25 protein-coding genes are annotated in these 20,492 nt (G+C 33.5%); 23 read left to right on the plus strand and 2 right to left on the minus strand.

Features of this window, described 5'->3' with window-relative positions; genetic code table 11:
* Positions 1 to 898: 898 nt before the first annotated feature.
* The 18 genes from CD29_RS08055 to CD29_RS08150 all read left to right on the plus strand — a co-directional run bounded on the left by CD29_RS08055 (position 899) and on the right by CD29_RS08150 (position 16,402).
* Complete coding sequence (locus CD29_RS08055) at positions 899 to 1,687, plus strand: IclR family transcriptional regulator (RefSeq protein WP_052124072.1); 789 nt, start codon at positions 899 to 901, stop codon at positions 1,685 to 1,687.
* Between the two features lies 1 nt (position 1,688).
* Complete coding sequence (locus CD29_RS08060) at positions 1,689 to 3,305, plus strand: ABC transporter substrate-binding protein (RefSeq protein WP_036185154.1); 1,617 nt, start codon at positions 1,689 to 1,691, stop codon at positions 3,303 to 3,305.
* Positions 3,306 to 3,369: 64 nt separating this feature from the next.
* Positions 3,370 to 4,371 carry an ABC transporter permease gene (locus CD29_RS08065; RefSeq protein WP_036185155.1) on the plus strand — a complete coding sequence of 334 codons (1,002 nt, stop codon included), beginning with the start codon at positions 3,370 to 3,372 and terminating at the stop codon, positions 4,369 to 4,371.
* An 11-nt stretch (positions 4,372 to 4,382) separates the two neighbouring features.
* Positions 4,383 to 5,285 (plus strand): ABC transporter permease, encoded by a 903-nt coding sequence (locus CD29_RS08070; protein ID WP_036185157.1) that lies wholly within the window; start codon positions 4,383 to 4,385, stop codon positions 5,283 to 5,285.
* 3 nt (positions 5,286 to 5,288) lie between these two features.
* Positions 5,289 to 6,296 (plus strand): ABC transporter ATP-binding protein, encoded by a 1,008-nt coding sequence (locus tag CD29_RS08075; protein WP_052124073.1) that lies wholly within the window; start codon positions 5,289 to 5,291, stop codon positions 6,294 to 6,296.
* Position 6,297: 1 nt separating this feature from the next.
* The gene (locus tag CD29_RS08080; RefSeq protein WP_036185160.1) at positions 6,298 to 7,308 is read left to right on the plus strand and encodes an ABC transporter ATP-binding protein; all 1,011 of its coding nucleotides are present in this window, start codon (positions 6,298 to 6,300) and stop codon (positions 7,306 to 7,308) included.
* Entirely contained in the window at positions 7,305 to 8,396 is a 1,092-nt protein-coding gene (locus tag CD29_RS08085) for an S-methyl thiohydantoin desulfurase domain-containing protein (RefSeq protein WP_036185162.1), read from the plus strand. Before CD29_RS08080 ends, CD29_RS08085 begins: the two co-directional genes overlap by 4 nt.
* 14 nt (positions 8,397 to 8,410) lie before the next feature.
* Positions 8,411 to 9,358, plus strand: coding sequence for a DUF1177 domain-containing protein (locus CD29_RS08090; RefSeq protein ID WP_036185164.1), 948 nt, complete (start codon positions 8,411 to 8,413; stop codon positions 9,356 to 9,358).
* A complete protein-coding gene (locus CD29_RS08095) occupies positions 9,345 to 10,004 on the plus strand; it encodes an AroM family protein (RefSeq protein WP_036185166.1) in 660 nt (219 codons plus the stop codon). The genes CD29_RS08090 and CD29_RS08095 overlap by 14 nt, the downstream gene beginning before the upstream one ends.
* Positions 10,005 to 10,020: 16 nt before the next feature.
* Positions 10,021 to 10,935, plus strand: a complete 915-nt coding sequence (locus CD29_RS08100) for an aminopeptidase (protein ID WP_036185168.1) — start codon at positions 10,021 to 10,023, stop codon at positions 10,933 to 10,935.
* A gap of 1,112 nt (positions 10,936 to 12,047) precedes the next feature.
* Positions 12,048 to 12,203: a hypothetical protein gene (locus CD29_RS20210; protein WP_156111879.1), complete on the plus strand. Its 156-nt coding sequence runs from the start codon at positions 12,048 to 12,050 to the stop codon at positions 12,201 to 12,203.
* A 72-nt stretch (positions 12,204 to 12,275) separates the two neighbouring features.
* A complete protein-coding gene (locus CD29_RS08110; protein ID WP_169716167.1) occupies positions 12,276 to 12,680 on the plus strand; it encodes a hypothetical protein in 405 nt (134 codons plus the stop codon).
* Positions 12,681 to 12,821: 141 nt separating this feature from the next.
* Entirely contained in the window at positions 12,822 to 13,232 is a 411-nt protein-coding gene (locus CD29_RS08115) for a hypothetical protein (protein ID WP_036185181.1), read from the plus strand.
* Between the two features lie 168 nt (positions 13,233 to 13,400).
* Entirely contained in the window at positions 13,401 to 13,592 is a 192-nt protein-coding gene (locus CD29_RS08120) for a hypothetical protein (protein ID WP_036185183.1), read from the plus strand.
* A gap of 711 nt (positions 13,593 to 14,303) precedes the next feature.
* Entirely contained in the window at positions 14,304 to 14,504 is a 201-nt protein-coding gene (locus CD29_RS08135; RefSeq protein ID WP_036185190.1) for a hypothetical protein, read from the plus strand.
* A 200-nt stretch (positions 14,505 to 14,704) separates the two neighbouring features.
* Positions 14,705 to 15,223, plus strand: coding sequence for a hypothetical protein (locus tag CD29_RS08140; protein WP_036185192.1), 519 nt, complete (start codon positions 14,705 to 14,707; stop codon positions 15,221 to 15,223).
* A 76-nt stretch (positions 15,224 to 15,299) separates the two neighbouring features.
* A complete protein-coding gene (locus tag CD29_RS08145; protein WP_036185194.1) occupies positions 15,300 to 15,773 on the plus strand; it encodes a GNAT family N-acetyltransferase in 474 nt (157 codons plus the stop codon).
* A 152-nt stretch (positions 15,774 to 15,925) separates the two neighbouring features.
* The gene (locus tag CD29_RS08150) at positions 15,926 to 16,402 is read left to right on the plus strand and encodes a DinB family protein (protein ID WP_036185195.1); all 477 of its coding nucleotides are present in this window, start codon (positions 15,926 to 15,928) and stop codon (positions 16,400 to 16,402) included.
* 338 nt (positions 16,403 to 16,740) lie between these two features.
* Here the strand turns inward: CD29_RS08150 and CD29_RS08155 are convergent, their stop codons facing one another.
* The gene (locus CD29_RS08155; RefSeq protein ID WP_036185197.1) at positions 16,741 to 17,043 is read right to left on the minus strand and encodes an EthD family reductase; all 303 of its coding nucleotides are present in this window, start codon (positions 17,041 to 17,043) and stop codon (positions 16,741 to 16,743) included.
* Between the two features lie 283 nt (positions 17,044 to 17,326).
* Positions 17,327 to 17,749 (minus strand): lipoprotein, encoded by a 423-nt coding sequence (locus tag CD29_RS08160; protein ID WP_036185199.1) that lies wholly within the window; start codon positions 17,747 to 17,749, stop codon positions 17,327 to 17,329.
* Between the two features lie 185 nt (positions 17,750 to 17,934).
* Here CD29_RS08160 and CD29_RS08165 point away from each other — a divergent pair, with 185 nt between their 5' ends.
* The 5 genes from CD29_RS08165 (at position 17,935) to CD29_RS08180 (ending at position 20,319) form a co-directional block, all read left to right on the plus strand.
* Complete coding sequence (locus CD29_RS08165; RefSeq protein ID WP_036185201.1) at positions 17,935 to 18,462, plus strand: GrpB family protein; 528 nt, start codon at positions 17,935 to 17,937, stop codon at positions 18,460 to 18,462.
* Positions 18,463 to 18,481: 19 nt separating this feature from the next.
* Positions 18,482 to 18,631, plus strand: coding sequence for a hypothetical protein (locus CD29_RS20215; RefSeq protein ID WP_156111880.1), 150 nt, complete (start codon positions 18,482 to 18,484; stop codon positions 18,629 to 18,631).
* A gap of 215 nt (positions 18,632 to 18,846) precedes the next feature.
* Positions 18,847 to 19,236, plus strand: coding sequence for a hypothetical protein (locus CD29_RS08170; protein WP_036185204.1), 390 nt, complete (start codon positions 18,847 to 18,849; stop codon positions 19,234 to 19,236).
* Positions 19,237 to 19,394: 158 nt separating this feature from the next.
* Positions 19,395 to 19,586, plus strand: a complete 192-nt coding sequence (locus tag CD29_RS08175) for a hypothetical protein (protein ID WP_036185207.1) — start codon at positions 19,395 to 19,397, stop codon at positions 19,584 to 19,586.
* Positions 19,587 to 19,638: 52 nt separating this feature from the next.
* On the plus strand, positions 19,639 to 20,319 hold the full coding sequence (locus tag CD29_RS08180; RefSeq protein WP_036185210.1) for an HAD family hydrolase: 681 nt from the start codon (positions 19,639 to 19,641) through the stop codon (positions 20,317 to 20,319).
* Positions 20,320 to 20,492 lie beyond the last annotated feature (173 nt).

The following is a 20,492-nucleotide window of genomic DNA, read 5'->3' on the forward strand; positions in this document are numbered from 1 at the left end:
GAATAGTTCTGTCTGTTTTTAGTTTTAAAATGAATATGACCGAGTTGTGAGGAAATTCTGTGATGCTCACGCTTCTTATTAGAAATTGTACATATCTAGATGGTTAACCCAATGCAATTCTTTAATAGAAACAAGTGCTAGCCTTTTGCTATGAATTTCAGATAAAAACAGGGGCCATTGTTAGAAATGAACCTTTAAATACTAAAGGAAAACCAGTGATTAAAATGTTTTTGGCTGAAATTTTCCCCATTCCTCCCTAAGAGCATCCCCCATGTTCAATCCGTTTCCTTTTCTGGTGGGGGCGGGGAAAAGTTGTGCATGTCTTCCTTCATTTCAATCAAGACATGCACAATCATAGCGAAAGGCTAGCACTTGCCATTGTCCGATGAGGATCTATAGCAGGATGGCTTTTTATTTGTTTGAAGGGAGTATTACGCATGATGGGCTAGCCCTATTTCTCTTTTTATATCTATGTTCAGAGCATTTAAGAAGGGGCATGATGAAATAACAATTTTTTATAGTAGTTAAATCAAGCATAGCATCTATAACGAGTTGTGTTTTCTCGCAATTCGGCCAAATTCACTGAAAGCATTTAGTAGACTTTGTGGCAGAGTTGAAAGGAAATTTCATGATGCCCTAATATTAATAAAACATAAGGATTTGGAGGAGTTGATTCGATGTTGATTTCATCGTGATCAACTTTTTTCAGTTATTAGAGAGAAATTAAGTGATACTTAATACACTTTGCGTTTTAGCGAAAAAATAATAAAAATGGTTCAATTTTGGTTACAAAATAAAAAAAAAGTGTTGAAAATATTCAGAAAACAAAATATAATCCGAATATAGGAACAATTATAAAAAATGTTCCTAAAAACGGAACAGGTTAAGTGAGGGCGATATGGAACTCAAAACTTTATTGAATTCTTTGGCGGTTCTTGAATTGTTTACAGTGAAAAAAAATTGGGGAGTTCGAGAAGTTGCTCGTCAACTAGGTATGAGTGTTACAGTAACCCATCGCATTATGAGTACTTTTGAAAAGAAGGAATATTTAATCTTTAATGAAGTAACCAAATTATATGAGATTGGGCCACAATTAGAAAAGTTCAGCTCGGAAATTAGGCATAAAGAATCTTTTTCTAAGGTTATAAAATCCCATATGAAAAAGTTGGTGTCTATTAGTAACGAAACAATATTTTTCACAATGCGAGAGGGTGATGTAGGGGAATCCGTTTTGATAGAGGAAAGTTCTAATAGTATACGTTTAGTTTTCGATGTAGGAGAAAGCCGTCCATTACATGCAGGAGCCTCGAATCAAGTGATTTTAGCTAATCTTTCAGATGATGAATTTGAAAAGTATATTTCTAGAAAACTACCAATGCGTACAGATAAAACTATAATTTCCTGCGAAGCACTTAAAAATAGGAGAAAGATAGTGAAAGAACAAGGCGGGCTAATAACACATGGAGAAGCAACTGACAATGTGACAGGAATAGCTGTTCCTATATTTGATGCAAATGTCGAAGTTGTTGGATCCTTAGCTATTGCAGGACCATCTTTTCGTATTTCATCTGAACAAGAGCAATTATATTTTACTTACTTGCTAGACGCGGTAAAAAACATACAATTGTATATCCATAAATACAACATAAAAAAAGCACAAATAAGAGAACTAATAGAGGAGGAGTAATATGAAAAAGTCTTGGATATTATTTTTATCAGTAATTATGGCTGCACTTTTAGTAGCTGCTTGTTCAAATGATGGATCCACTGAAACATCATCAAGTACTACTAAAAAGGATGGACCATTTGTTTATGTAGCGCAACAAGTAGTTGGCTCAATTGATCCGGCAAAACATACGGATGAAACAGAGTTAATCTCTATTCTTAACACATATGATCCACTAGTTTATCCGAAAATTGAAGAGGGGGTTATGGATCCAGGTCCGCATTTAGCAACAGATTGGACTGTTTCTGAAGACGGAAAAACATATACTTTTAATCTTCGTGATGATGTAACTTTCCAAAGTGGTAATAAATTCACAGCAAATGATGTTGTTTATTCTATCCAACGTATAATTGGAATCCAACAAGGATTTTCTTGGTTATGGAAAGGTGTTTTAAATCCAGAAAATGTAAAGGCTATTTCAGACACTCAGGTTGAATTTACATTAAATAATGCCTACGCGCCATTCGTATCAACTTTGACACAATTATTTATCGTAGACAGTGAGTTATTAAAGGAAAATTCAGTAGATGGTAGTTTCGGTGAGTTCGGTGATTATGGTCAAGCATATTTAGAAAACAATGTAGCTGGGTCAGGTCCATATAAACTTACAGAATGGAACCGAGGTTCTCACTTAAACTTCTCAAAAAATGACTCTTACTGGAAGGGTTGGAAAGAGGGCCAGTTAGAGGAAGTACAAATGAAAATTGTAACAGAACAAGCTACAGTTAAAACAATGTTAAATTCAGGAGATGCAGATATGGTTCACCAATGGTTAACTGTAGAAGCATATGAAGAGTTTAAAAAAGCTAGTGGAATTGTTGTAGAAGAAGAATCTAGCGTACAGTTACAACATATTCCGATTAATATGGCTAAGGCTCCAACTGATGATATTAATGTGCGTAAAGCGATTCTATACGCATTTGACTATGATGTTGCGAATGCTCAAATTTTAAATGGTGCAACACAAGCGATTGGTCCAGTTCCAATTAATGTAACAGGTCATAACAGCGATCTTCAACCGTATAAGCGTGATGTTGAAAAGGCGAAAGAATACTTAGCTAAATCAAAATACTCTGGTGATGAATTGACTGTAGAATTTATGTATTTGGCAGACACACCGTCACAACGTCAATTAGCACAATTAGTTCAAAATAATTTAGAAGAAGTAGGATTTAAAGTAAAACTAAATGGGGTTCCATGGACTACTGTTACAGAGACTACTACTAAACCTGAAACAACTCCGCATATGGTTGTTATTTCAGACACATTAAAATACCCACACTTAGATAGCCATACATATGGCATTTATCATCCAAGTGCTCATGGTAGCTACCGTTCTTCAAGTTGGTATGAAGATGCAGAAACTACTAAACTTTTAGAAAGTGCTCGTAGTGCAGTAGATCCTGAAGAACAATTAGCAAATTATATTCAAGCACAAGCATTAATTAACGAAAATGCACCTTCAATTTATGTAGCGAATCCAAATCATCGAATTGCTTACCGAGATTATGTGGAAGGTTATACGTATGTTGGTATTCTTGGTTATGATTTAGGTTTCTATTATTTATCAATCAAATAATTTGGTTAAGAAATAGAGGCGTTACTGCCTCTATTTTCTTAATAATGTAAAAGGATGTGAAGGAATGAAAGAGTTTTTAATTAAAAGGACTTTGCAAATGATACCAGTTTTACTTGGTCTTTCGATTTTAATCTTTGGCTTATCTCGAATTATGCCTGGTGACTCTATCCGGTTAAAACTCGGTCCAGAAGCAACGGCAGAGCAAATTGAAGCGTTTGAAGATTCTATGGGATTAAATGACCCAATTGTAATCCAATATGTAAATTATATCAAAGGTGTATTTACAGGGGATATGGGATTGTCATTGCAAACAGATCGTAATGTTGCGACTGATATTGTAGAAACATTTCCGGCAACTTTTGAATTAATGCTTGTTGCAATGTTTTTAGCAATTCTTATTGGTGTCCCATTAGGGGTTATTAGTGGAGTTAAAAAAGATAAATGGCAAGACCATTTAACTCGTGTAGTTTCACTTTCTGGTATTGCTCTCCCAAAATTCTGGATTGCTATTATCCTACAAATTATTTTTGCATATTGGTTCTCATTATTACCAGTTGTAGGTCGTGGGAATATAGTGCCTACTGAAATTACGGGATTACGTTTACTGGATAGCCTACTAACGTTAAATTTTGAGGCTTTTATAAACAATTTAAAACATATAATTCTACCTTCTATCGCGTTGTCTATAGCTACAATGGCTCAAATTATGCGTTTAACACGTTCAAATATGTTGGATGAGTTACATAAAGATTATATTGTTGCATCTACATCATATGGATTACCTAAATTTATGATTGTGTATAAGTACATGTTGAAAAACGCTTTTGCATCTACATTAACAATTATTGGTCTTTCATTTGGTGCGCTACTTGGTAATGCATTTTTAGTAGAAGCTGTATTTGGTTGGCCAGGAATGGCTCAATATGGAGTACAAGCTGTTATTTATAAAGATTATAACGCTATAGTTGGTGTCACATTGGTTATCGGTATTGTTTTTGCTGTAACGAATCTAATTGTAGACATATTATATGGATTTATAGATCCGCGTATTAAGTATGATAAATAGGGGGGGTTCTGATGAGTGCAGAAACGGTAACAAATGAAGTTGCTAAAGGAAGCAATTCAAGATTTGACTATAAACGTGCATGGTATAAGTTAAAGAAAAGTAAGTTAAGTTTAGTTGGTTTGTTTATTGTAGTTGGCGTAATATTTATGGCGATTTTTGCACCATGGATTGTACCTTATCCTGCAGATGCTACAGGTGCAACAATTGCCTTTGATAAAATGAATCAACCGCCGAGTTTAGAACACTTTTTTGGTACAGATGAAATAGGTCGCGATATTTTTAGTCGCGTTGTGTACGGTGCAAGAATTTCTTTAATGTTAGGTATATTGGTATTGGCTATTGCAATTGGCATTGGTGTCCCACTTGGATTGATAGCAGGTATTTGGGGGGGCAAAATTGGTGCTTTAATAATGCGTATTACTGATATTTTCTTAGCAATTCCTTCTCTTGTATTAGCTTTAGCTGTTGCAGCAATTTTAGAACCTACATTGATTAATATTATGATCGCTATTTCATTCGGCTGGTGGCCATGGTTTACCCGATTAGTCTATGGTGAAGTGTTAAGCTTAAAGGATGAGCAATTTGTACTAGCGTCAGAGGGTCTAGGTGCAAGCAAGTGGCGTATTGCATTTATAGAAGTATTACCTAACTGTACTTCTACTATTATAGTAAAAGCTACGTTGGATATGGGATTTGTTATCTTAACTGGAGCAAGTTTAGGTTTCCTTGGCTTAGGAGCACAACCACCAACACCAGAATGGGGAACTATGATTGCAGAAGGACGGGTATATTTACCTGAAATGTGGTGGCAAGCAACATTCCCTGGATTTGCAATTTTAGTTACAGTATTAGGTTTTAATTTATTAGGGGACGGGCTACGAGATGTATTCGACGTACGTCTAGATGGAGAGTGATGAATGATGAGTAAAGTTTTACTTAGTATTGAAGATTTGAAAGTTCACTTCACTTCCTACGAGGGAACGGCAAAAATTATTAATGGTGTAAATATTCATCTAAACGAAGGGGAAGTAATTTCTATCGTTGGTGAATCGGGTTGTGGTAAATCTGTTACAGTGCGTTCAATATTAGGACTCGTACCGACACCACCAGCTAAATATGTAGGTGGCGAAATTCTCTTTGAAAATCGCAATATACTAAAGTTTACTAAAGATGAAATGCAAAAAATGCGAGGACAAGATATCTCGATGATTTTCCAAGATCCAATGACTGCTTTAAACCCTGTTTTTACAATAGGTGAGCAATTAATGGATGTATATATGTGGAAAGGTAAAAAGCGAAATATCCTGTCTAGAGTAAATAAAAAACTAAAGCAAGAAGCGTATAGCAGAGCGATAGAAGTATTAGAAAAAATGCGTATTCCTGATCCTACTGCTATTATGAAACGTTATCCAGTTGAGTTAAGTGGGGGTATGCGTCAACGTATTGTCATTGCAATGGCTTTAATGCATACTCCGAAGTTATTAATAGCAGATGAACCAGGAACAGCACTTGATGTATCTGTACAAGATCAAATATTAATAGAGTTAAAACGCCTAGTTAAAGAAGAAGGAATCTCGATGATTTTCATCACGCATAACTTAGGTGTAGCAAGAATTATTAGCGATCGAGTTTATGTTATGTACGCTGGAGAAGTTGTAGAAGAAGGCGATGCTAAGACAATTTTTGAAGAATCTTATCATCCTTATACAAATGGTTTATTAGCATCGATACCAAAATTAGATGGTAGTATGGGCGATGGTATTGATGGTAGGATTCCTAATTTCTTGAATCCTCCAGTTGGTTGTCGATTCTATGACCGTTGTACAGAAAGAAAGAGCGTATGTAAAGACACAAGACCAGATTTAATAAACTTATTGAATAAACGTAAAGTAGCTTGTCATCTATATTCGGAAGGGAGAAATTAGAATGTCCAATAATATGTTAGAAATTAATGGATTGAAAAAATATTTCCCTATTAATAAAGGCTTTTTTAAGAAAAAAGTAGGTGATGTAAAGGCAGTTGATGATATTTCATTTACGTTAGAACGAGGTACAACGTTAGCGATTGTTGGTGAATCTGGTTCCGGTAAAACAACATTAGCTAAAACGATAATGCGTTTTTATGATCCAACTGAGGGAACAATTAATTTTGATGATAGGGATATAACGAACATTGATCAAAAAGAATTAAAACTTTTAAGACAACAGATGCAAATGGTGCATCAGGATCCTTCAACATCATTAAATCCAAGGAAAAAAATTCGCGATATCCTAGAAGCGCCACTATTAATTCATAAGGTTGGAAATAAACAACAACGAGAAGCTCGAATTCGTGAGTTAATTAACTTAGTAGAATTACCGGAAGAGTTCTTAAATCGAAATCCACACTCTTTGAGTGGTGGACAGAAGCAAAGGATTGGAATTGCTCGTGCACTTGCGCTAAATCCTAAATTAGTTGTGCTTGATGAACCTACATCTGCACTGGATGTATCTGTACAGGCAAAAATTATTACACTATTACGGGATCTACAAAAAAAGTTAAATTTAACGTACATATTCATCACACATGATTTAAGTTTAGTACGAAATTTTGCAGATCAAGTAGCGGTTATGTATTTGGGGAGTGTGGTTGAGTACAGTGACGTTGAAACGCTTTATAATCACCCATTAAATCCGTATACACAGTCGCTATTATCATCAATTCCTGTGGTAAATGAAAATGAATCCAAAATGCTGCCTAATAAGATCCCATTAGAAGGTGAGATTCCAAGTCCAACAAAGATGCCAGAAGGATGTAAATTCCACACACGCTGTCCTTATGCTACAGAAAAATGTAAACAAAGGCCTGAATTAGAGATTACAAAGTATGGTTCAAGAGTGAGTTGTCATTTTGCAGAAGATATTTCAGAAGGAAAAGTAAAGGCGGGAATTAGATGAAAATAGATGAGTTAACAGTAGAAATAGTAGAAGCTATAGTTTTAGGTGGTTGTATCTTAGGCGGTGGTGGTGGTGGCTCAAGAATAGAAGGTGAGGAATTTGGTAAACTTGCGTTTCAGATGGGCGAACCGAAATTTATTCAACTTGATAGCTTGAATAGTGATGATGTGATTTTAACTGTTTCAGGTGTAGGTGCCCCAGCAGCAAAAGATCAGTATGTAAAACCATCAGATTACCTACAAGCTATTGATATGTTAATAGATAGTTTAGAAAAACCACCAGTTGCTATTATGACAAATGAAAATGGAGGATTTGCAACTGTAAATGGTCTTATTCAGTCAGCTGTATTAAATATACCCCTTTTAGATGCAGCTTGTAATGGACGTGCACATCCTACAGGTATTATGGGTTCTATGGGTTTAAATGAACTGAACGATTATACATCAATACAAGTAGGTATTGGTGGGAAAAAAGGAACACCAGCACGTGTTGAATTGTTTGTGAAAGGCAGTTTAGAAACTTGTTCTAAAATGATTCGCCAAGGAGCTGTACAGGCTGGAGGATTAGTAACCGTTGCGCGTAATCCAGTTACAGCTAGCTATATTGAAAGGTTCGGAGCTGTCGGAGCTATCTCTCATGCATACGAGGTAGGTCAAGAGCTACTTAAAGGAGCGAATCCACAAGAGAAGGTTCAGAATGTTGCAACAGTTTTAGGTGGAGAAATCATTGTTGAAGGTAATGTAGAAAGCTTTGAACTTATTACAAAAGATGGCTTTGATTTAGGATCTTTCACTGTTAAAGCATCTGATGATGCGTATGATTTAACATTTTGGAATGAATATATGTCGATTGACCATAATGGCAAACGAATTTCTACTTTCCCAAATTTGATTATGACTTTTTCAAAAGAAACAGGATTACCTATTACTACTGCAGAATTAGAAGAAAATCATCCTGTTTATATTATCTCTGCACCATATCAAAACCTTAAACTTGGCCGAGGAATGTTTGTGGAAGATAATTATACAATTGTTGAAGAAGTACTTGGTATTGAAGTGAAAAAATATATCACAGAAATTTTTGAGTAGAAAAGGAGATTACTATGACACTTAAACAAACTTTAGAGGTAATAGATATTATTGATAATGGCTTTGTAACAGGGGCAGATGTGGCAAAGATTTTTGAAGGTTTTGAATTTGTTGAAACTAATGTACAAACGGTAAACGGAGAAAAAGGTTCTACGGATTTTATTAAAATTATAATTAGAGGGACAGAAGGTAAGTTAGTAGGTGGTAATTCCCGCACAATGGGTATCGTTGGACGTCTTGGAGGAATTGGTGCTAGACCATCGCGTATTGGTATGGTTTCGGATGCAGATGGCGCTGTGGCAGCAGTTAGTGCTGCTTTAAAATTAGCAGAGATGTCTACCAAAGGAGATCGTTTAAAAGGTGATGTAGTCATTACAACGCATATTTGTCCAGATGCCCCTACAGAACCACATTACCCAGTGGATTTTATGGGTTCACCTGTAGATATTTTAACAATGAATAGACATGAGATTACTAGTGATGTAGACGCTATTCTATCAATCGATACAACAAAAGGAAATGTTATTTTCAATCATAAGGGCATTGCTATATCTCCAACAGTAAAAGAAGGTTATATACTAAAGTTTAGCCCAGATTTAGTTCGTATTTTAAGTATGACTACAGGTATAAATCCAGTAACATTTGCAATTACAACTCAAGATATCACACCATATGGTAATGATGTATACCACGTAAATAGTATTCTGCAACCAGCTGTAGCAACAGATGTTCCAGTGGTAGGAGTGGCAATTACTACTGAGTCAGCGGTACCTGGATGTGGTACTGGAGCAAGTCATGAAGTAGACATTGCCCAGGCTGCAAGATATGTGATTGAAGTGGCTAAAGAATTTACAGGTGGAACAGCTGAGTTTTACGATGCTCCAGAATTTGAACACTTAGTTAATTTGTACGGTTCTATGAAGCATCTACAAACTCTAGGTAACAAGTATGAAGAAAAGTAATATTGGTGTTATTACAATAGGTCAATCTCCTCGAATTGATTTAGTGCCAGAAATGGAGAAGGTTCTTGGTACTCACTATTCTCTTATAGAAGCTGGAGCTTTAGATGATTTAACGTCTAGTGAAATACTTAAATTATTTCCAGACGAAGGTGAAACAACCTATGTTTCCAGATTGCGAAACGGTAGTTATGCAACAATGGGGAAATCAAAAGTAGTGCCTTTATTACAAGAAAAAATAAATCAACTATCTTCTAAGGTAGAAGTAATTATAGTTCTATGTACAGGAACCTTTGAAACGTTGGTTTCTGAAAAACCAATCATTTACCCAGACAAAATTTTGGATGGTGTTGTGCGAAGCCTCTTTAAAAATGAAAAAATAGGAATTGTTATTCCAATAGAAGATCAGAAACATTCAATACTAGAAAAGTGGGATGGGTGTAATGTTTGTGCAATTGCAGCGAATCCCTATACAGAAAATGATATCGAGGATACGGTAGCCACTTTGAAAAGCGAAAATATTCAATGTATTGTATTAGACTGCATGGGATATAACGAACAACATAAACAACAAGCAATTTCTGCCTTGGGCGTTCCTGTCTTTTTACCACGTACGCTAGTTGCTCGTGTGGCAATGGAAATCTGTTAAGAAATTGGAGAAACATATGAGTAAATTAACTGAGATTGTCCGAATGATATTAAAAAATAATTTCGACCTTGCACCAGATGCAAAAATGTTAGTGCTTGGAGATACATCTAAAAGTGAATTAGCAAAAGATTTTTATGAGGCGTTACTGGAGCTAAATAAACAAGCATTTTATGTTGAAATGGCTGACCGTGAACGTTCTGGTGAAGAACCGCCACCGGAGATTGTTGAACTTTGGATGAAGCATTCAATTATATTTTGCATTACAAAACATTCATTAACGCACACCAATGCTAGAAAAGCAGCTAATAAAGCGGGTATTCAAGTGATAACTATGCCTGGAATTACTGAAGATATGTTTTTGAATGGAGCAATGAAGGCCGATTATATCCGTGTAGAGGTAGAAACGTTAGAAATGGCAGACAAATTAACAAAAGCTACACGTGTAACTATTTTAACAGGTGATGGAAAATATAGTTTGGATGTGCCATTACAAGATAGAGTGGGTGTTCCGAGTACAGGTATTTTTAAATCAAGTAGTGCTTCTGGTAACTTGCCTTCAGGTGAAGCATATATAGCACCTATAGAATATCAAGCTCAAGGAAAGATATTAATTACTGGCTCTATTGCTGGCATTGGTCTTGTAAGAAATCCTGTCTTATTAACTATTGTTGATGGACGGTTAGTAGAAGCTAGTGGAGAACAAGGCGATAAATTATTATCAATATTAGGTGATGGTGACGGGAGAATTCTATGTGAGCTAGGTATAGGAACAAACCACGCTGCGCGTATCACAGGTCTAATTTTAGAAGATGAAAAAGCTTATGATAGCATCCATGTTGCATTTGGTTCAAACCATACATTTGGTGGTACAATCTCTACAAATGTCCATATCGATTGCGTAACAAGAGAACCAAAACTTATCTGGTATTAGTACTAATTACTTTTAATATAGTAGAACTAACAAAGGTGGGAAACCCTACCATGTTAGTTCTTTTTTATTATTGATTGTAAGATAGAAGGAATTTAAAAATCTATAGAAATATAAAATATAGGAATCAAACTGATCGAGACAAGGATCGATGGGCATGTGAGGCTTAATTAATGGAAAAAGGAGTTCTAGCTAATAAATAGCATGAACTCCTTTTTAATTTTATCTGGACTATAGTTAACCAGAAGCTGTTCTATGACCAATGGTTAACCTAGTTAAGATAGTTAACCTTTTCATAAAATTAATCTATAAACCTGCCTCTTTCAATGTCCTCAATTTGAATGTCTATTACTTTCAAAATATTTTGGTGATCCCTTTTTAACGTTTTTAGTTCTTTATAGATTTGATTGAGAAGATCCTTTCGTGGGTAGTTTGTTCCCTTTCTTTTGGTATCACTTTTGGTTCTTCTAGTAATGTTGCATAAATAGCGTGTATTTTTCCTTAGTGAATTGATTCCAGAGATGTTCTTTTTTCAGGTCAGAGGAAAATGTATTAATTCTCGTGTAGGGTTTTTCACTAATTCGTTAGTTTCTAAGCCTATGATTATTATGTCCGACAATTCAATGACAGAGAGTTGCTTCCGGCCCAAGTTTTTGCGATTAAATTTATCAATTGCATCCTCAATTTCACTTTTTCTTTCGCTAAAATCTGAAGGCACTTGATTCGTAGGCGACGTAATTTTTAGCAGAATTTTGTACTTAAACATCTTTTTATACACTCCTTTGTTCTTGTTTGTTATAAGCGTATGCCGAAAAGTGGTATCAGATAGAATCAAAGGATTAACGGATTGGTACCGAAGGGTTGAGCATGTGCTATATATCCTTAATATTCCAAAATGTTATAATATAACAAAACTGTATGTTGTTTGGTGGTGGCTTGATGTATTCTAAAATAACGGATATTTATAAAATGCAAAAGCCCGAAGCTGAGATTGTTACGGTAAAACTGAAGTAACGCTGGATTCATTTTTCGAAGAATTAAAGGAGCAGGTTAAGAAGGATTTTCTTTTGGTATTGATGAATGATTCTTTTATAGACGCTTTTTAGGAGTGGTAGATGAATGAAAAAAAATTAATTATCGGAATGCTTTTATTCACGTTACTATTAATTTTAGGGTGCTCTAATAAAGAATTAGATACGATTCATGCAGAAAAAGAACACTTAACAAATGAGATTTCTTATTTGAAAGAGCTTATCACTGATAAAGATTAGGAAATCAGTTATTTAGAAGAAGTTTATTCAAAGAAAATCAATGAGTTGGCTGTAGCGACTAAAACTATAGAGATGGTGAGATGGTCAGCCATTGCGAGACTGGGTGATTATGATCACTCATTTTATGAATTAAAAGATATTTATAAGATCCATTCCGACCACGAAATTAATGATGATTGGTATGTGATTAATGATGATTATTTTCAAATCGAATTATTAGAATTTGAAAATGCTAAGAAGGTAGACTTTTATATTTTAAGAACAGAGTCAGACGAAGGCATCAATTTAGTATTTTCTGATACTGACTTTTCGGATGGTTGGTTCTATACAAATGAAAATATTAACATGGTTATAAATAAACACAAGATATTATCTGGAAATTCTACGTTTGAACCTTATTTCATCATTTATACAGAAATCACGCTTGAGAATGGAGATGTCATAAGGACATCAAAGTTACCGATTTATAATAAGTGAAATACCTTGATAATTATTCAATTATAGGGGGCATTTAATAAGAAGGTGAACTGCCTCTTCTTATTAAAGTAAGGAAGTAGGAATGGAATAAAGTAAAAAGAATAGTTATATATAAATAGGAATATAAAGGGGCGACTGTTCGTGAAGAAATTGTTACCATATTTATGGAAGTTAGCCTGGGTTGTAGGTTTATTTTTATTAATAATCATCGGTTTTGATATTGAAAAACAAATACAATCGTACTCAGCATCCACTTTTAATATAGCACCTAATATATGGGGTTTTTTTATAATTCATTTTATTTGGGGTATCTACTTATCTTTAATTCTTATAAAGAAATGGACTTTTCAAATTAACCTACCTTTACTTATTTGCGTATTCTTGCCTTGTGTTCTCTTTTCGCTCATTTTACCAATATCCGCTATTACATCAATGCACTTCCCATTCGGTGTATGGTTTTTAAATGTTATTCCTTCTGGTGTGATTGAAATTGTAGCAGGTTTAACATTTATGCTAAGCATTTTTAATAATATAAAAAGTGAAAGTAATTAAGTCATTTTGAGGGAATATTATTGAACTAACGGAGGCGTTGATCCAAGAAGGATTCAACGCCCTTTTTATTGAACTAAACTTGTTTAACTAAAGGGATAGTAGAGTAAGAAGATAGGATTTTTGTTGTAGAAATATAGAACGGTATAAAAATTCAGAGGGGAGATTTGAATGGAGTTATACATTGAACATTATGTTACGATCCTACTCTTAATTTCATTTGGCTTTTTTATTGTAATTACATCATGGTTTGCAGGAACAATTGAACCTTATAGAGATTTGCTATTAACTATTGCAGTCGTTCACTTTGTTATGTCAAAACTGATAACTATAAAAAAGAATGAAGATAAACAAGAGAAATAGTTATTGAACTAAAAGGGCAGGTTAGTTGAATATTTGATAAAATTGTCTTGGTGATTATATGGATTATTTGATTGCAGTTGGATTGATATTATTTGGTTTTTTAGCTTTGTTTATAACGATATTTAAATATACAAAAACTGAACATGGAGATAATTTTGATAGTGGTAGCACTTTTAGTGGATTTGTCTTTAGCTTGATTTTATCTTTGTTACCCTGGTGGTTTACAAAGACAATACTAATTCTTATCAGTATAGGAGTAATCTTTATTGGGGTTATGATATTGATAACGATGTGATTTCCTCTTTACTTATCAGGACGTTGAACCATTAAAGGATTACCGTCCTTTTTTGTTGAATACTTTAACTAACGGGGCAGGTTAGTTGAACAATGTCGTATAATAAATGGGTATCTCTACTTAAAAAGGAAAATATTGGTTCTAGGGGGGATTGTATGTGGAGTTTTAGCACTTTTAAAGACAAACGTTATTGGATTCTTTTAATCCCAGCCATAATTTTTTTGGTCTTATTCTCTGTTTTTGCCTCTGATTTTATTCTTGAAAGACCTTATATTACACTAATTTTAATAATTATTTTTATAGCTTTATTTTGGTCGATATACCATATGTGGAGGTATTTTGGCGATAGAAAGAAGAACAATGCGGATGACAGTGGCGATTTGTAACGTGTTTGTTCAATTAACGAGGGTTTTAGTATGAATAAAAATTCTATATCAAATATTTTTTTGTTTATAGGCAGTATTTTGCTTTTATTAAAAATAGTATTTTCAATGGGTTACTTGAATGAGCTTCGAGTAGAATATGGTACTTATGTTGAAATATCGTATATGGCTTGTTTCTTTATAGGGGTTGTATTGAAGTCAATATCAAATAAAGAAAAGAAAAACAAAAATTAAATATTTACATAACTTTTATTAGATTCCTGTTCTTTAACTTTTTTCCTCCTAATTTGGATTCCCTTTTGTGAGTAATTCTACTTATATTAAACGGAAGGCTATTCTTCAAGAAGGACAATGCCATTTTCTTATTGAAGTAAAGGGGCAGAATACTTTAATAAGCCTTTGGATTCCATTATAAAAAGTTAGGGGGTGTGAGAATGAAAAAATTCATTTTAATCATCACAGTATTATTTTGTGTAGTAATACTAGTTGCATGTAACGAACCAGAACCCAATATCGAAATCGAAGTAATAATCTCCCCAATAAGTGAACATGAATACAGGAAAATAGACCAGACGAAAGGTTCAATTAATGACTTCAAGATGCTTGAGTTTGATTTTTATATGGAACATGATGATTCTGTTAAAGATAGGAAAATAATAATATCTGAATCTGACTTTTTCAATTTGTTTCGAGTATTAAATGAGATAGATGGTATTAGTCGATATATCGGTGGCGGAGGTTTTACTCAAGACAATCAAAGTGAAAACTTTGCCATGTATCATCAAGAAGCAGTAATTTATACAAAAGCTTTAAGTGAAGATGACCTTAAACGTGCATTAAGTGGTGTCAAAGTTACGGTTTCATGGATTAATACCAAAAATGAACAAATCGAAAGAGAATACATAGTTTCTGATTTTGTAGAGTTTAGTTCTGAACCGAAAACAAGGGATTAGTAAAAACCACCATGACTAGTGTATTTTTCTTGAACTAACGGGGCAGGATATGTCATTTATTATTGGGGAGATTAAAATGAATATTGTTTTAAAGAAAATGTCAAAAGAGGAATTCTCGATTTATTTCGAAGCTAAGGTTGAGAGATATAGCGGTATTCTATCGGAGAATGTGCATGAAGTAAGCAGCGAAGAACCATTATCTAAAGCACGTGTTCAGCTAAATAATTTACTTCCTAAAGGTTTAGATACAACTAATCATCATCTATTTAATATACACGAAGCCGACCAGTTAATTGGATTTGTTTGGATAAAAGTTGAAAAAGAAAAGAAAAGTGCTTTTCTTTATGAAATTTTTATTTTTGAAAAATATAGAGGAAAAGGTTTTGGAACTAGAGTGATGAAATATGTTGAGGAGTGGTTAGAACATGAAGGAATTTCTTACTTTAAGCTACATGTTTTCGGCAGCAATGAAGGGGCTAGAAGGCTATATAAGGAACTGGGATTTGAAATAGCGGGATTAAATATGTTGAAAACTATAAATAACATTTAGTATTTATCATATTGAACGAGGGCGTTGATTCAAGAAGGGTTAATGCCTATTTTGTTGAAGTTATTGTGCTAACGGGGCAGTTTAGTTGAACAAGGAAGATGGTCCTAAATTGTTGAATTAGATAAATATAAGATAAAAGGAGGAGAAACAAAGTGAATGTGAATGATTTAATAATTTTAAACTTTGAAGAAATTAGACGTAGAAGTATAAAGGTATGGAAAGCAATACCCAATAATATGTTAGATTGGAAACCTGATGAAGATGCAATGACTTGTGCCGAAATGATTAGACATATATTACAAGGTGAATTTCTTTACCATCAAGTTCTAATAGGAGGCGGAAGCAAAGCATTATCCAATATAACTAATCCATTTGATGGTAAGGGATTTACAACAGTGGATAATGAGATTATATTTGCCAAACCTTATCGTGAAGATTTCTTTGACTATATCAAAAAGTTAAGTGTAAGTGATTTAGAGAGTGTTGAAATAGACCGTTCTGATGTGGGTTATGTTAGAAAACTTGGGGATATGTTACTCCGTATTGCTTATCACGAATCTGTTCACACAGGTCAGTTATTAGACTATATGAGGACAATGGGGATTGAACGTCCAAAAATATGGGACTAATTTTTATTAAACTAACGGGGGCTTTAATCCAACAAGGGATTAAAACCCCTTTGAAGAAGGTTCCAGCTATGGCTAATGGAGCAAACTTTCCACAGTTTCCAAACAACGACAACAAATGAGGAAGAAATATCATATTTAGTAGACTATTCAGTAGAATCTATAATAGATGCTTTCATTGAAACACGGAAGGAACTTATTGGAAATATCTCGACAGTTGGCGAAGATGTTATATTTACAATAGGAAGTGGCAAAGGTAGTATTCAGGTAAAGTTTTATAAAAATTTTTGTGCAACACCCATCATTTTCAACAAACCTTTGTTTCTACTATTCAGTTTAACTCACTCAGTGATACAAACAATCGGTGGTTTTGGTAAAAGTTTGACTAAATTAACAACATCATTTTGGAGTTTTTGTCCTCCAGTTGAAGATAATGCGTTTTGCAGAACTTCCATGTTTTCAAATTCTAATTCTGCGATTAAATAGATAGGTTCAGAGGAATTTTGAGTTTGTATGACTCTATTAATACACGCGTTTTTAAGATTCGGCACTTCCTGTACCATAGGTAAATGTACTTCTTGATAATATTTTTCGAAATCATCAATGTTCGTAGGTCTTTCATACATCACCATTAACTTTGCCAAATTGCCATCTCCCTTAAAAGTTTAGAGTTACACAATCATTATATTTAAAATGCAAATTTATTATGTGAAAAAGGTTAACCGTTATAAATCAAAAATTTTAAGCATCAAAAGTTAATCTAAGAAAAATTAATGTCCTTTTTTGAAATTATTGAACGATCGAGGCAGCTTACTTGATAGAGAACATCTAATAAAGAGGAAATAAACATGCAACTTAGCTAGGCCATTCGCTCGCAAAAAATAGCGTATTCGAATTCGAATAATCTATTTTCAGGGGGTCAATAATTCAATTATTGCTATTTGGAAATTCTTGAGTGAAGTATACTACACCGTTTGAATCTTTAATTATTCGTTGTCCTGTTTTTTCAAACTCTAAAGAAATATTATCATCAAGAGTTACATAGTATTTTGAACCCTTTGTTTCAATCTTTCCTTTGTTATAAATTTTAAAAAGATTACTAGTTCCAGATTCAGCATTTTCTTTCTCAACAACTTCATCTATACTGCTCTTTTTAGTCTTTTCATGTGATAGTATCATTCTACTGCTAGCAACCAATATTCCATCTTCAACTAAAATGATAAGTTGTCCATATTTATTTTTAAATCCTGAACCCTCAAAGTCTGATACTTTTGCCTCTAGTGCAACGTCATTTTTTATACAAGCTGTCAAGAGCAAAGTTGTTAAAATAAACAAGATTATTTTTTTCATTTAATCCCCTCTGCTAAGTATTTCGAATTTTCAATCACCCTATATACGAATGACCTCCTTGATTGGATTCAAAGTTGATGTTCTATTAATATAAGACAAAGTTGAATAGCTTTTTATATTTGTAATATGTATTAAATATATAATAAGAAGATAAATAAAATAAAATAGAATAGGAGGGGAGATCTTTGAGAAAAACTAAAATTTGCCCTTGGACTGAAGATTGGGGTAAGGCATATAGTCAGGAAGAAAAATTATTAAAAGAAATTTTGAAAGATGAATTAGTTCATATTTTTCATATTGGAAGCACCTCTGTACCAACAATCGGTTACGCAAAACCGATCATTGATATTTTAGCTGTTGTGAAAGATATTGAAAGAATTGATTTATTTAATAAAGAATTATCGAGAGTTAGATATGAACCAAGAGGGGAGAATGGGATTACAGGAAGAAGATACTTTCAGAAAGGGAATGAAAATAGAACTCATCACCTACATATCTATCAAGTTGGTAATGAAAATATAAAAATACATTTGGACTTTAAAGACTATTTATTTAACCATCCAGAAGATGCTAAAAAGTATGGAGAACTTAAAATGAAATTGGCAAAAAAGTATCCAGAAAATCATTATGAGTATCAAGATGAAAAGCAAAAATATGCTGATAAATTAGTATTAAGGGCAAGAGAATGGGCGGGAAACAAGAATTTTTATTAAAGTATTCAGGGGGATTTGCATGGGGTTTGGGTTAATTATCATAGGTATTATCGTACTTATTCTCGGTTTATTTACTCCTGTTAGTAATTCGATGACGCTACTAATTTCAATTATATTTATTGGCTATGGAATCAGTCGAATATTAATTAAAAAAAAGAAATTCAGCTAACAAGGGCGTTAATCCAATGGAGGGATTAATGCCTTTTTTCATTAACAGGACAAGGACGTTTGATGGAAATTGGTAAATGTATCCCAATTAATAAAGATTAAATGTTACACTTAAAATGGATTTTTTACTCAATTGATGTCACCTAACGGGGGATGGTTAGTTTAAGACAGTCCTTGGCAGGTTTGGAATTGTGTGAGCCGAAGGAGGCTTAAGTAATGTTAGGTGGAAATTTTTATGAACAGGTACAAATGAAACGATTATTTTCTTTGATTATAAGTATTATTGCAATTGTTTTTATAACTGGTATCACATTCACTTTTGTAATACCAGGTTTAAAAGGTTTTGGATGGTTCTTCTTATTTATTGCACTTATATTTTATTTTGTAATTGCGAATATATTTGTAGGGTTATTTAAAGATCGGCTGTTATTGGTTTTTATAGTCAGTTTGGTATTTAGTACTTTAGGGATGGAATGGCGTTTATGGCTTGAATGGGGAGAGTTTAGTTTAGTAGAACATATGAATCCAGTTGTGTTAGTAGGTTATCCATGCATTATCGCATTTGTTATTTCATTAATGTATCAATTCTCCTCTAAATTAAGATGAAAAAGATAGTAATTACCGATAAATAAAACACATCCACTCTTCTTCAAAAAGTAAATGCTATTTTCTTATTGAACTAAAGAGACAAAGGATTGTCGAGGATTGAATATTTCTTGTAGAAATGGAGAACAGCATACTAATACAGAGGGGGAGAGAAATAAATGAAGTTATACATTGAACATTATGTTACAATCCTACTCTTAATTTCATTTGGATTTTTTTATGTTATTACATCATGGTTTGCAGGAACAATGGAACCATATAGGGATTTGCTATTAACTATTGCAGTCGTTCACTTTGTTATGTCGAAACTGATAACTATAAAAAAGAATGAAGAGGACCAGGGGAAATAGTTATTTGAATAAACGGTAAGTTATTGTACTAAAGGGGAGTGCAAAATTAAAAATGATTAAAGCAGCCATATTTGATTTGGATGGAACTTTATTAAATAGAGATGAGTCTGTAAAAATGTTTATAGATAGACAATACGATAGATTGCATAAACTAATAGGGCATATACCAAAAGAAACGTATGTAACAAGATTTATAGAATTGGATAACCGTGGTTATGTTTGGAAAGATAAAGTATATCAACAATTAGCCAATGAGTTTAATATTGTTGATATAACTTGGGAAGATTTACTTCAAGATTATATTTGTGAATTTAAGAATAACTGTATTCCTTTTCCCAATCTTATTAGAATGCTGGAGGAATTAAAGAGTAACAATCTTCTTTTAGGAATGATTACAAATGGATATGGTCAATTTCAGATGGATAATATTTTGGCTTTAGATATAGATAAATACTTTGATGTGATCTTAGTATCTGAATGGGAAGGTATGAAAAAGCCGGACCCAAAATTATTTAATAAAGCATTAGAGAAACTTAATGTTTCTGCAAATGAAAGTATATTTATAGGGGATCATCCAGAAAACGACGTGAAAGCTGCTAAGAATGTAGGAATGAAAGGGATTTGGAAGAAAGACTTTCAATGTGATCATGTTGATGCTGATTATATTGTGGATGATTTAATGGAATTGCCTTCAATTATTGAAAAGGTAAATAAAGAATTGACTAACTCTTAGTAAACTAATGGGAGCGTTGATCTAAAAAGTATTGGCACTTTTTTTCGAGGGAATAAAGCTAATGGGGAAGTATTGTTTAATAAGCATCTCCTTTTCTTCTTCAACTAACGGAAGCATTGATTCAAGGATTGATGCTTTTTTTGTTGAATTTATTAAACTAACAGGGCAAAAGA

Origin of the sequence: Ureibacillus manganicus DSM 26584 (assembly GCF_000772945.1) — a bacterium.
Taxonomy (GTDB): domain Bacteria; phylum Bacillota; class Bacilli; order Bacillales_A; family Planococcaceae; genus Ureibacillus; species Ureibacillus manganicus.